Source organism: Pseudanabaena minima str. Chao 2107, from assembly GCF_051131155.1.
Taxonomy (GTDB): domain Bacteria; phylum Cyanobacteriota; class Cyanobacteriia; order Pseudanabaenales; family Pseudanabaenaceae; genus Pseudanabaena; species Pseudanabaena minima.
In genome coordinates this window covers 1,891,934-1,904,411 of record NZ_CP159508.1, presented here as the reverse complement: position 1 = coordinate 1,904,411, position 12,478 = coordinate 1,891,934, and the positions used below count along the sequence as shown (strand labels likewise).

Annotated in this window: 12 protein-coding genes; 4 read left to right on the top strand and 8 right to left on the bottom strand. The window is 40.5% G+C overall.

Annotated elements, in window-relative coordinates:
- Positions 1-157 precede the first annotated feature (157 nt).
- Positions 158-418, top strand: a complete 261-nt coding sequence (locus tag ABM313_RS08395; protein ID WP_434687231.1) for a hypothetical protein — start codon at positions 158-160, stop codon at positions 416-418.
- Between the two features lie 13 nt (positions 419-431).
- Here ABM313_RS08395 and ABM313_RS08390 read toward each other — a convergent pair whose 3' ends face one another.
- Positions 432-1,001 carry an IS630 family transposase gene (locus tag ABM313_RS08390; RefSeq protein ID WP_434683804.1) on the bottom strand — a complete coding sequence of 190 codons (570 nt, stop codon included), beginning with the start codon at positions 999-1,001 and terminating at the stop codon, positions 432-434.
- A 2-nt stretch (positions 1,002-1,003) separates the two neighbouring features.
- A complete protein-coding gene (locus tag ABM313_RS08385; protein ID WP_434683803.1) occupies positions 1,004-1,504 on the bottom strand; it encodes a helix-turn-helix domain-containing protein in 501 nt (166 codons plus the stop codon).
- Positions 1,505-1,554: 50 nt separating this feature from the next.
- On the opposite strand from ABM313_RS08385, the gene ABM313_RS08380 reads away from it, so the two are divergent.
- Complete coding sequence (locus tag ABM313_RS08380) at positions 1,555-1,830, top strand: type II toxin-antitoxin system RelE family toxin (RefSeq protein ID WP_434687229.1); 276 nt, start codon at positions 1,555-1,557, stop codon at positions 1,828-1,830.
- A gap of 42 nt (positions 1,831-1,872) precedes the next feature.
- Here ABM313_RS08380 and ppsA read toward each other — a convergent pair whose 3' ends face one another.
- A complete protein-coding gene (ppsA, locus tag ABM313_RS08375) occupies positions 1,873-4,308 on the bottom strand; it encodes a phosphoenolpyruvate synthase (RefSeq protein ID WP_434687227.1) in 2,436 nt (811 codons plus the stop codon).
- Positions 4,309-4,900: 592 nt separating this feature from the next.
- On the bottom strand, positions 4,901-5,263 hold the full coding sequence (locus ABM313_RS08370; RefSeq protein ID WP_434687225.1) for a putative quinol monooxygenase: 363 nt from the start codon (positions 5,261-5,263) through the stop codon (positions 4,901-4,903).
- Positions 5,264-5,591: 328 nt separating this feature from the next.
- Between ABM313_RS08370 and ABM313_RS08365 the strand changes: the two genes are divergently transcribed.
- Positions 5,592-7,304, top strand: coding sequence for a diflavin flavoprotein (locus ABM313_RS08365; protein WP_434688420.1), 1,713 nt, complete (start codon positions 5,592-5,594; stop codon positions 7,302-7,304).
- A 277-nt stretch (positions 7,305-7,581) separates the two neighbouring features.
- On the opposite strand, the gene ABM313_RS08360 is transcribed toward ABM313_RS08365, so the two are convergent.
- Complete coding sequence (locus ABM313_RS08360; protein WP_434687224.1) at positions 7,582-7,926, bottom strand: hypothetical protein; 345 nt, start codon at positions 7,924-7,926, stop codon at positions 7,582-7,584.
- A gap of 334 nt (positions 7,927-8,260) precedes the next feature.
- Between ABM313_RS08360 and ABM313_RS08355 the strand changes: the two genes are divergently transcribed.
- Complete coding sequence (locus ABM313_RS08355) at positions 8,261-8,554, top strand: hypothetical protein (RefSeq protein WP_434687222.1); 294 nt, start codon at positions 8,261-8,263, stop codon at positions 8,552-8,554.
- Positions 8,555-8,568: 14 nt separating this feature from the next.
- Here the strand turns inward: ABM313_RS08355 and ABM313_RS08350 are convergent, their stop codons facing one another.
- The 3 genes from ABM313_RS08350 to ABM313_RS08340 all read right to left on the bottom strand — a co-directional run bounded on the left by ABM313_RS08350 (position 8,569) and on the right by ABM313_RS08340 (position 12,472).
- Positions 8,569-9,213, bottom strand: coding sequence for a phage tail protein (locus tag ABM313_RS08350; RefSeq protein WP_434687220.1), 645 nt, complete (start codon positions 9,211-9,213; stop codon positions 8,569-8,571).
- Between the two features lies 1 nt (position 9,214).
- Positions 9,215-10,348 (bottom strand): AAA family ATPase, encoded by a 1,134-nt coding sequence (locus ABM313_RS08345; RefSeq protein ID WP_434687218.1) that lies wholly within the window; start codon positions 10,346-10,348, stop codon positions 9,215-9,217.
- A gap of 144 nt (positions 10,349-10,492) precedes the next feature.
- The gene (locus ABM313_RS08340; protein ID WP_434687216.1) at positions 10,493-12,472 is read right to left on the bottom strand and encodes an ATP-binding protein; all 1,980 of its coding nucleotides are present in this window, start codon (positions 12,470-12,472) and stop codon (positions 10,493-10,495) included.
- Positions 12,473-12,478: the final 6 nt, after the last annotated feature.

Here is a 12,478-nt window from a genome sequence, read left to right as displayed (position 1 = left end):
GCTTTTGTGCTTAATATCAATCTAGTTTTATATTTATGCCATATTTACTTGGTTTTTGTAAATCATAAAAATTGTTTGACTTCCATACACTAAGACAACTATCATCCCAATCCAACTGTGCTAACCTAAAAATGCCTTGCATTTAGGGATAATCAAGATGTCAACCAATAGCCCAACTATATTTGCAGAAGAATTAGCCAACGAGTTAGACAAAATCCCTGAGCAATATTGGTCAAACCTTTTACAAATTATTCGTTTGTTTCGTGAAAGCGTTACCCCAGAATCAGAAAGCCATTCTCAAGATCCTGCAATTGTTGAAGCCATTGAAGATTTAGGGCTTGTCCATGCCATGCTAGAAGTCAAGGATGAAAAGCCGATTAGTCTCCAAGAAGCACTTGCAGAAATGGAAAGAGAATGAATGTTATACCAAATCACAAAAGAGAGGCAACAGATAGAGCATCCAGTATGGAATCTCTACCGACAAGAGAAGCAATTACAGATTTAGTCATTTCGGAGAGACGATTCTTGACCAAAAGCCGCAACTCATCCATATTTTTGGGTAAAGAAAATCTCAACCCTTGCTTCAAATGTAGCCAAACCCGCTCAATTGGGTTTAATTCTGGAGAATGAGCAGGCTGAAATATCAAAATGATATTGTGAGGTAATCGTAAACGCTTAGCCCGATGACAACCAGCCTGATCAACTTGCAAGATAATTATGCTGTCTGCAAATTTCTCTGATACAAGGTCTAGAAATATTTGAAAACAGTCAGTGTTGAGATGACTAAATTCATAGAAAAAGCTTTCTCCCGTCGCAGGTTCGACGATGCCGTATAACCATGTAGCCTGAAACTGCCACTGGACTTTTGCCTTGGGTTTGACCCCACGAGCCGTTATTTTACGACCACTGATGGTTTTCAAACCAATCCTTGTTTCGTCTTGACAAAAGAATCGGACTTTTCCCGTTAATCCCAACACGGTCACGGCATACCATGCCACCATGGCTAGGTTATCCGAGAGTTTTTTTTATATTCCTCGCGTTGCCCTTGGTTTTGACTGGCGCTATAGGGACGGGCTACCTTTGGTTTTGCCTTCATTCGGTAATGCACCAAGTCATGCACATTTTTATAGGTACTTTCGATTCCTAGTTTTTCCTGTAGCCATTGTCGTATCTCTCCGTAGCTATTAAATCCTTTTTCCTGTTGCAGTTGTTTGTCCAGTGCTTTTTGCGCCCAATCTGGGATTTTGGGTATTCTGCCTACTCTTGGTTTATGGCTTAGTATTCCTGCTATTCCTCCCTCTCGATATCCTCTGATCCACTCTTGCACTGTGCTACGGTTTCTCCCGATTAGTTGAGCGGCGGCTTGCACTGTGCCAGCTTGCTTGCTTTTCAGTAAGTACAATACTTGCACTCGTTCTTTATCTGAGCCTGTTTTCTGCCGCCCTAGCATCTCTTTTAGCTCTTCTTCGCTTTCACTTATTTCTAATCTATATACCCCTGCCATTTTGTTATCCTCTTTCTCCTTTTTCTCTTATATCATCTGTTGCCTCTTCTTTGTGTTTTGGTATTAATTATCTTCCTAGCTTTCTTAAAGAACTTAAGGCTCTCAGAAGTACACCTTACTTCAAACCCATAAACAGCCTTGTATTTGAGGAGATTCCAAAACTTGCTGGGTTAGCAGATATCAAAAATGTCAAAAAGCTACAGGGGTATGAAAATGCGTATCGAATCAAAGTAGGGGATTATCGAATTGGAGTGATTTTTGAAGGTGAAACTGTTACATTTTCTAGGGTATTGCATCGCAAAGAAATTTATCGCTATTTCCCATAATTTTTAGTACAAAAAAAGCGGCGCTTAGCGCCGCTTTTTTATTTACATTTTTGCAAGTTCGAGCATCGTTTTCAAGACAGAATCAGGATTGAGACTGATCGAGTCAATGCCTTGCTCGACAAGGAACTTGGCAAACTCAGGATAATCGCTAGGTGCTTGACCACAAATGCCGATCTTGCGGTGGTTTGCCTTAGCCTTTTGAATAACCGTGCGAACCATTGACTTAACCGCTTCATTGCGTTCATCAAAGATATGGGCAACGAGCGAAGAATCGCGATCCAAGCCGAGAGTCAACTGGGTGAGATCATTGGAACCAATGGAGAAGCCATCAAAGACTTGGGAGAACTCATCCGCCAAGATCACGTTACTGGGGATTTCGCACATCACATAGACTTCCAAACCATTTTCGCCACGCTTCAATCCATGTTTTTCCATTTCCGCAAGCACCTTGCGACCTTCTTCAGGAGTGCGACAGAAAGGAATCATCGGAATCACATTGGTTAAGCCCATGTCATCGCGGACGCGCTTCAGAGCTTGACATTCCAAACCGTAGGCTTCGCGGTATTTCGGATCGTAGTAGCGAGATGCACCACGCCAGCCGATCATCGGGTTTTCTTCGGTAGGTTCAAAGGCGCGACCACCGAGTAGATTGGCGTACTCGTTGCTCTTGAAGTCGGACATTCTGACTACAACAGGTTTGGGATAAAACGCTGCTGCGATCGTGCCGATACCGTGAGCCAGCTTGTCTACAAAGAAGTCAGCCTTGTTTTCATAGCGTGCCGTCAATTGGGAAATTTCCCATTTAGCCGCTTTATCTTCGAGGGTGTCGAAGTTCATCAGGGCAAGAGGATGAGCCTTGATATGGTTAGCAATGATGAATTCCATACGGGCTAAGCCAACACCATCGCAGGGAATGGAAGATAAGCCAAACGCTTCTTCGGGATTGCCCACGTTCATCAAGATTTTGGTAGAAAGTGTAGGCAAATTATCGAGAGAAGTTTCGATTACTTCAAAGGGAACTAGCCCTTCGTAAACTTTGCCTTCTTCACCTTCAGCGCAGGATATCGTGACTTCCTGACCAGTTTTGAGAACGCCTGTAGCATTGCCGCAACCAACGATCGCAGGAATACCCATTTCTCTTGCAATGATGGCGGCGTGGCAGGTGCGTCCACCTTGGTTAGTGACGATCGCACTTGCTTTTTTCATGATTGGTTCCCAGTCAGGGTCAGTCTTGTTGGTAACTAGTACTTGACCCGCTTGGAAATCTTCGATGTTATGGACTTCCAAAATTACATTCGCTTTGCCTTGACCGATCATCTCGCCCACAGCACGACCTGTGATCAAGACATTGCTGGAGCCATTCAGTTTGTAATTCTTGAGAATGTTGCCTGACTTTTGCGACTGTACGGTTTCAGGTCTTGCTTGCACGATGAATAATTCCCCTGTGCGTCCATCTTTCGCCCATTCAATATCCATCGGTGACAGCTTGCCGCGTACTTCTGAATAGTGATCTTCGATGATACAAGCCCATTCTGCTAGTTTGAGAATCTCGTCATCGGTAATCGCGAACTTGACTCGTTCGGAAACTGGGACAGGAATATTCTTGGTCAGCTTACCGCCGCCAATGTCATAGACCATCTTGATTTCTTTTGTACCGAGGCGTTTTTCGAGAATCGGACGGAAGCCTTGTTTGAGAGTTGGTTTGAAAACGAAATACTCATCGGGGTTGACTGCACCCTGCACTACATTTTCACCTAAGCCATAGGCGGCGGTGATTAATGCTGCATTTTTAAAGCCTGTCTCTGTGTCGATGGAGAACATCACGCCAGAGGATGCGAGATCGGAACGTACCATCTTCTGCACGCCGACAGAAAGGGCTATATCGAAATGATCGAAACCGTTGATCGTGCGGTAAGAAATGGCGCGATCGGTGAATAGTGAGGCAAAGCAGCGATGGCAAGCATCGACAACTTCATTCGCACCATAGACATTGAGATAGGTTTCCTGTTGTCCTGCGAAGCTGGCATCGGGTAAGTCTTCGGCAGTGGCGCTAGAACGGACGGCAACATCAGATTCTTTGCCGCATTCGTAGCAATCGCATAGCTTCTGATAGGACATAGCGATCGCCATTTGCAGATCGTCGGGGAATGGCGTGCTGAGGACTAATGCGCGTGCCATGCGACCGCGATCGCGCAGGTTATTCATATCCTCAATATTGAGATCGGCGAAGAGTTCGCGTAATTTGACTTCCAATCCAGCCTTCTCGATAAAGTGACGGAAAGCATAGGCAGTGGTCGCAAATCCATTGGGAACATTCACACCTTTGGGTTGAAGCTGGCGAATCATTTCCCCTAGAGACGCATTTTTCCCACCCACAAGGGGAATATCAGCAATTCCCACTTCTTCAAACCAAAGTATTAGAGCCTGTTCTTTAGGAACAGTTCTAGATGTTTCTGAAACAAAAGTTGAGCTAGTCATGATGATTTAACTCCCTAATCAAATTAATGATTAGATCGATTCTGGTATCAATAAGGATTAAGTTTAAAGACTTAAATATTAGTTAAAAAACTTAATCAAGAAAATTTTGACAAACAACTCATTTGTTAAGTTCTATAATCAAGACCTTATACTCGATATAGACACTGCTGAAGCCTTTGACACTTTCTAATTATATCTACTATAGAAGCGCCAAATATACTCGTCATTACATTTGTTCACCAAGCTTCGCAAAGATTGACATTAGTTAGTAGATCTAGAATATGTAGAGATTAGTTATTGATTTTTCTAGGTTATTCTAATAAATTATCTCGTGTTTTTAACTGATATTTTGAACCAATAAGAATAGCAATATTTATATAGCAATCCTAAATTGTTTGTGGAAGGACACCCCTTCGGGGTGTCCTTCCACAAACAAAAAAAATCCACAAATGATATAAGACTGCTATAGATAATTCTCATTGCAGGATCTTTGAGCTTTATAGAGTATAAGAAATTCTTTAAAAGTGTTGTAAAGCAACACTTTTAAAGAATTTCTTGTTTTTTGAGAAAGCACAAAATACTGTAGTGCTACTTAGTTGCGAAATCCATATTCGAGGACAAAAAATTGCGCATTAAAAGGAGCTAATGGTTCTCGGAGTTTAGCTAGCTCTGATTCGCATCCATGAATTTCCAAACGAAAAAGCTCGGCAACTTGAAGGGCTTCCTGCAAAATGCTATCTACATTTTGCAGATGAAACAGTAGAGCCTCAGCATCTGCATAGGCTTCGCGGCAATGAGCAATGTCATCACAAAAGCTGAATCCATAGTAAAGACATTTTGGCTCAGTTTTAGTCTGTGCTACAAAGCGATCGCATATTGCCTTAAACTCTTCCATTTTTCCCGTAGCAATTTTGAAATATGGAACAATTGAACAGCCTTTGTCTTGAGTTGCCATGATACTTTTCTCCATTGATATTTAATTGATATTTAAATTTGTTGTGAAGAAACACTTAAAAAGACTGGTGATTTATTTTGATTTTGATACAACACATTGCAAAGTCCCTAGAATATAGATCTTGCCTGATCTAAGAGCAAATAACTGTAACGATTTATGGCTGCTACGATCATCATTACTCTAGTTAAATATTTCTCATCTACTTGATAAGAATCGCGAATTAAATAATTCAACACCTGCGATCACTTGATCGCTATGATTGAGATAACGAAATTTGCTCATAGCCCTATGGCAAAGTCGTCAGCTTAATAGTTTGGAGACAGCGATCGTGCCTAGAAATAAACCCCGCGATGTACAAGCGATTTATATTGCCGCAGAAACCTTTGCTTTGCGATCGCGCAGTTGGAATCGCTTACGCTTTGAAATTGAATATGCTCTTGAAAAAGGCACTACTGCTAACTCTTTCTTAATTCAAGGGACTATGTTAGCTTTGATTGATCCGCCTGGTGGGACATTTACAGAGATTTACTTAAACGAGTTACGCCAACGCATCAATATTGGTGATATTAGTTACGTTATTCTTGGACATGTCAACCAAAACCGTATTGAGACACTTAAGGCTTTACTAGAAATAAATCGTCGCATCACTTTTATTTGTACTAATCCAGGGGCGATCGCTTTACGTCAAAGTCTAGAAGAGACATTTGGCAAAGATCTTAAAATTCAGGTCGTGCGGGGCGAAGAAACCCTTGATCTGGGCAAAGGTCATATTCTCAAGTTTATTCCCACTTCTACACCACGCCATCCTGACGAGCTTTGTACTTACGACTCAAAAACGCAGGTTTTATATACTGATAAATTATTTGGGGCGCATATTTGCGGCGATCAGGTATTTGATGAGGGGTGGAGTTATCTATTAGGCGATCGTCGCTACTATTTCGATAGTACGATGGCGAACCAAGTCCGCCAAGTTGAGGCAGCCCTTGATAAGTTAAGCGATTATCCTGCGGTTTTCTATGCCCCCGGACATGGACCAATGTTAAAAAATGGCTTGCATGAATTGGTAAATCTCTATCGTCAATGGAGTGAAGCCCAGAAGCAGCAAAATATTTCTGTAGCATTGCTATTTGCCTCGGCATATGGCAACACCACCACGATCGCTAATGCTTTAGCAAGAGGTATCACTAAGGCAGGGGTTGCGGTTGAGTTAATCAATTGTGAAAATGCGGAACCAGAGGAAATCAAGACAGCGATCGAAAAATCTTCTGGCTTCTTGATTGGTTCGCCAACTCTTGGTGGTCATTTACCAACGCAGGTACAAACGGCTCTGGGCATAGTTTTATCTACAGCTACAAAAAGTTATCAGGCAGGTGTGTTTGGTTCCTATGGCTGGAGTGGTGAAGCCGTAGATATTATTGCTGGCAAGTTAAAGGACGCTGGCTATACTCTTGCCTTTGAGCCGATTCGGATTAAATTCACACCCACTGAGGCGACATTACAGGTCTGTGAAGAGACAGGTACGGATTTTGCTCAAGCCCTGAAAAAAGCGAAAAAAGTGCGGACTACGCTCAATCCTGGTAGCACCGTTGAACAAGCGGTGGGACGTATTGTTGGCTCCTTGTGTGTTTTAACAGTGAAGCGTGGCGAAATCTCGACAGCTATGCTCGCTTCTTGGGTTTCGCAAGCAACTTTTAATCCCCCAGGACTGACGATCGCAGTTGCGAAAGATCGGGCGATCGAATCTTATTTATATGAAGGCGATCGCTTTGTCTTGAATATCCTTGAACAGGGCAAGCAACTCCGCAAGCACTTCATGAAAAAATTTGCACCTGGGGAAGATCGTTTTAAGGATGTAGAGGTGGAGCCAACAGAAGGTGGTCTGGTTTTGCCTGATGGATTGGCTTATTTAGAATGTCGTGTTGCCCAACGGATGGAATGTGGCGATCATTGGATTGTCTATGCGATCGTGGAGAATGGCAAGCTGTTACAAGCTAACGGTTTAACGGCAATTCATCACCGTAAGACGGCTAGTAATTATTAACTGATGATATGTAGAAGGTATTCCTCCATTACTCAAATCAAAGAATAAAGAGTGTGAGGCGGCGCGAAGCGCCGCCTCACACTCTTTGTTGTTAAAAGAAAGAAAGTGCTATGCGCTTTCTTTCTTTTCTCTGGGAGAAATTTTGTAATTCTGCTAATAAAGTTGCGAACTAGAAATCACTAAGTAGCTAGACATAAGTAAACTAAAAACCGAGAAGTTTGTTCCGCCCGCGTAGCGGGCGGAACAAACTCTGGTTTTGGGTTTTAATTAAGTTGAGCTACTTACTTGATTGATCGAGATTTGATGGATTATCAGGAGATGAGTCTGTTGAAGAACTAGTATTTTTGAAGTGTGTATTCACATAGTCTTGTAAATGAGGGCGAAGTACATTTGTGGCGGTGAGACCAAAAATTCCACCTCCTAGCCCACCACCAATTGCAGCACCAATCACTCCAAATCTTGAACCAACGCCAGCAAGAATTCCTACCACCAATAGACTTACCAAGCTTTGCCAATGTTTGAAAGCATATTTCTTGTAGCAAAATTGCCATGCTTGTTTTGTTTGTTCGGGTGATAGACCTTGTAACTCTGGAATTTGATTGATTGTCCAGTAGATTTGCATGATTTTTCCCTCACACCTGTTATATATTGCTAATTTCAGCGACTCAATTATATGGATATAGCTGAGATATCGTCCAATTTATGCTTAATAAAGATTCAATATCTATACAAATTTTTACATGCAAATAGAATAAGTAGCTCAACTTAATTAAAACCCAAAACCAGGGTTTGTTCCGCCCGCGTAGCGGGCGGAACAAACTTCTCGGTTTTTAGTTTACTTATGTCTAGCTACTTAGTTGATTTACTTTCTTTGTTTATTTAGATACGGCTTTTTTGCCTAGGTCTAAGATAAATTCAAGAGCGCTATACTTGTCTAAACAGGAGATCATTTTTACATGGAAACAAATCAAACTCTAAGCTTGATTCTTGGGGCGATCGCACTTGGGGCAGCAATCTGGGCAACTTCTGCAATTTTAGAACTTCTAGCGAAGTTAGTCGGTAAATTTGCGATCGCTGCAATATCACTAGTATTAGTAGCAATTTACTTAAAGGTTTATGTTGGGGTGGATATTTGGCTAAGTCTGACGGATTTTGGGCAAGTAGTTATATCAAGTGCTGGACAATTAATGGATGCAGTTTATTCTCTATTTTCGCAAGTGGGAGCTGTGACTAGTGACCTACAAGGCTAATAAATTGATAGAAGTTATGATTCTTCTGAGATTACAATTGGTCGCTTTTGAAGTTCTTCAATAAAAATTTTCAAGCTAGGATTTTCTGAATAAAGGTTTAACAAAGATTCATTTTTGGAATATTCCATTGAGATTTTCTGATAATGTTTATAGTCTTTTTCTTTCTTCATCTCAGGAAAAACTTTACTTAAAATGCTTAGACAATCATTAGTTTCTGATTTTGCCTTTTTAGAATGTAGAGGAAGTAGCCAGCATTCTATCGAATGAACTGCGATCGCAAAAATAATATTGTTAGCAAACTGGTTATAGATATCTTCACCGATTTTTTCTCTGAACTTAGCTATAACCCTTTCAATTAGATGTTCTGGTGAAAATGGATGACCATTTTCATTGTTGTGAGGCACACCTAATTCTAGGGAAATATCAGTATCTATATGAATAATCACATATTCATTTCTATCAAATACAGCTTTAAATTTTCTTGAGCGACAATAGTTAGTTACTTCTCCATGACCTCCACTCTTACCAGCTCTAGCTGGCTGGAGCCAGTTAATACTAATATCACGATTATTGAAATATCCTACTAAGATATTATCAATTACTTTCTGATCGGTTATGCCTTCTGCAATTCCTGCAAATGGATTCTTTGGATTATTCATATTAAAAGTTATTAGGCAGTCCTCCAATGTAGCCATTCATAAATGCTTCTGATAATGGTACAGGCTCGTCATCATCTAATGACTCAGGTGCGTAAACTCTTTTAGCTTTTGTATGTCCATCAATATTGCGATAAATCGTGAAAAGCCTTTGTTCATCATCTTGTAAATCTAATCCATCTAAGACCGCAGGGTTATGTGTTGTGAATATAACTTGCTTATCATATTTTTTTGCAAGCTCTACTAATTCTTGGATTAATCTTGTACATAGTTTAGGATTTAGAGCATTTTCGATGTTGTCAATCGCAAAAAACTTGGGTGTATCATCACTGACGAATAAAGCAAAATAAAACATCAAAAATAAAAAACCTTCATTAGAACTTCTTTGATTAAAGTAAGGTAGTTCTTTATCCAAATATCTATCTTTAATCTGAATATTTCTCTCTATATCAGAATTTTGATGTATTTTGAAATTATCAAACCAATCAATTGTTTGAAGCTTTTGTTTGATAGTATCAAGCTTTCTTGGACTATAACTTAAAACTTTTATTAGTTTGAATAAGCCTTCTCCATTAATGCCTAAAGGCTGGATCTGTCCTTCTTTTTCAAAAGTTCGTAACATTGAGTTTTCTGGCGAATAAATCAAAAAGTCTCTTAGTCTAAAAGCATTTGGATTATATGTTTCTTCATATTCATCGTTTTGATTATTAAGAAGTTTTGTTATTGAATCTAGTAACTTTTGATGGCTATCTGTATCTTTAATGATATCTTCTACTTGTTGCTTAGAAAAGTGAAACAATCTAGTGCTATACCATTTAGAAAATGGCTTGTTATCGTTCTTTATTTCATAATTAAATGCAGCTTGATCTATTGTTCTTAAATTGACTTTGATTTCTTTTGTAATATTCTCTTTGTCAAAAGCTGATCGCATAAATTCGGGTTCAGTAACCCTAATTCCTCTAGGAGCTAAAAACTCATTATCTAACTTATTACCTGCTGCTGCACCAGCTAAAGCGATCGCTTCTAAAATATTGCTCTTACCGCAACCATTCTCACCGATGAACACATTAACCCGACCCAAACCGATCTTGAGGCTTTGGATTGACTTGTAGTTCTCGATTTGAACTTCAGTAAACATAGGTTTATAGCGAGCATCACTTCAGCTATAGCTTAGCACTCACCTTGCTCAACAGACTAACTCAGAGCTTTGCGCCTAAACAAAATCCAAGATATTTTTAAAAGTGCTTCTCTGCAACACTTTTAAAAATATCTTGTGGTTCCATTAACTAATTGGTAACAATACTTCAAACTCAGTTCCAATCGTGACATCACCCTGATTATTGAGATAAGGCGATCGCAAAACGATTTTGCCATTGTGCTGCTGCGTAATAATTTGGTGGCAGATTGCTAAACCCAGCCCCGTACCATGCCCCTGACCCTTGGTAGTAAAGAAATTATCAAAAATACGATCTTGGATTTCCTTAGGAATTCCCATCCCATTATCCGCAACTTTAATCGATATCCAATTACGATTATCAATTTCGGCGATCGCCGATGTGATCATCACTAAAGGCTGCCATGTAATTTCTGATTCAGTCTGGACATTACTCCGCTCATGGCTACTCTCTTCCTTAAGAATAAGATGATCACGTTGTCTGATCAAATCAGGATGAGACCTTAAATCCACCAATGCATCAAGAGAATTACTAATCAGATTCATAAACACCTGAATTATGCGATCGCTATATCCATTGATTTTGGGTAGATCAATATAATTCTTGACAATCTGAACATTCCTAATTCTGCCACTAAGAATCGTCAAACTGCTTTCCACACAGTCAATCAAACTAATCGCCTCTGGATTAGCATGATCCTCCATATGTGATAAAGATTGTAAAGTGTCAACCAGTCGTCGCAAATATCTTGACCCAGACTGGATACTCTTCACCACCTGCGGTAAGTCAGAACGCACAAAGTCCCAATCAACTGCCTCAAGGGTTTCACTAATTACTGTTGCCGAAGTTCCATATTCCTTTTCATAGGCTCTTAAAATTTTCATTACCCCTTCAATGTAGGTCAAGAGACATTCAGTATTGCCATAAATCGCCGATACAGGATTGCGAATGTCATGAGATACCTCAGCCACAATCTGCCCCAAACTCGCCATCTTTTCAGTTTGGAACATCGTTGTTTGGGTCTGTTCGCGCAACAACTTGGTGGCTAGTTCATGAATATGTGACTGCTCCAGCAACAAATCATGGACATCCAGTACTGAATAAGTATCGGTATCTAAATGGACAATCACAGGCTCATAAATTTCATCGTTAGCACGTCCCAGAGCTAGTTGAGCAGCCATTACGATCGAAGTGTTTCCATGTAACTTAAGGACTTCAATCGGAACTTGCTCATAGAGGACTCTCAAAGGTCTTTTAGTAAATAGTTCAAGGGCATAGGGACGACTCAAACATTCTAAAAATCTCCGACGAGACAACATACCCACATATTGATCTTGCTCGTAAACAATGAGTGCAGGTAGCAGAGGATCGTCTTTAAAAAGCTGACGCGCAAATTCCCCTGTTTGTGCTAAATCAACCTTAGTATTGTACAAATGTAACTCGGCAATAGTAGAGTCAAGAGCTAATTGACGCTTTGAACTTTGTGGTGATGAATCAATACCTGAATCCATTTCAGGCTCACTTGCCATCACCATCAATGGAATCATTGCAATTTTGCGAGCTAACTCTTGAGTTGCTGTTTGCCGAATATTTTTACCCTTAACTGCGCCGCGATCAGGTTGATACTGTTGCAACTTTAGATTGCTAATCGCAGAGGTTAATGCTTCTGTTTTAATCTCGATCGCTAATGCTTGGGCAGCCACCTTAAACGCAGAATTTAAGTTTTCTAGAGATATCTTTGGTAATAAATCGATCGCACCACGACGAATTGCCCAACGCTTTTCCACTTCTTTGATCTGGGATTGGCGAGGATTAACCAATAAAACCTTTAATTCTGGGGCATGATCGGCACACCATTTGCAAAGCTCAGTAGCAAGTAACGAAGTCCCACCCCCATAGCGAATGCCAATATCAGAAATAATCAGTTGCGGTAAACTCTGTTTTGACTGCCGCTTTTGATCAAGCAATTTAAGTAAATCTTCGGTTTCAGGTGCAGCCCATACTTCTAATTGATGTGACGATAGGGCATTGTGCCACATCAGGGATTGCTCTTCTGATAGCTGAGCCAGTAACACAGATTTGACCACACAACC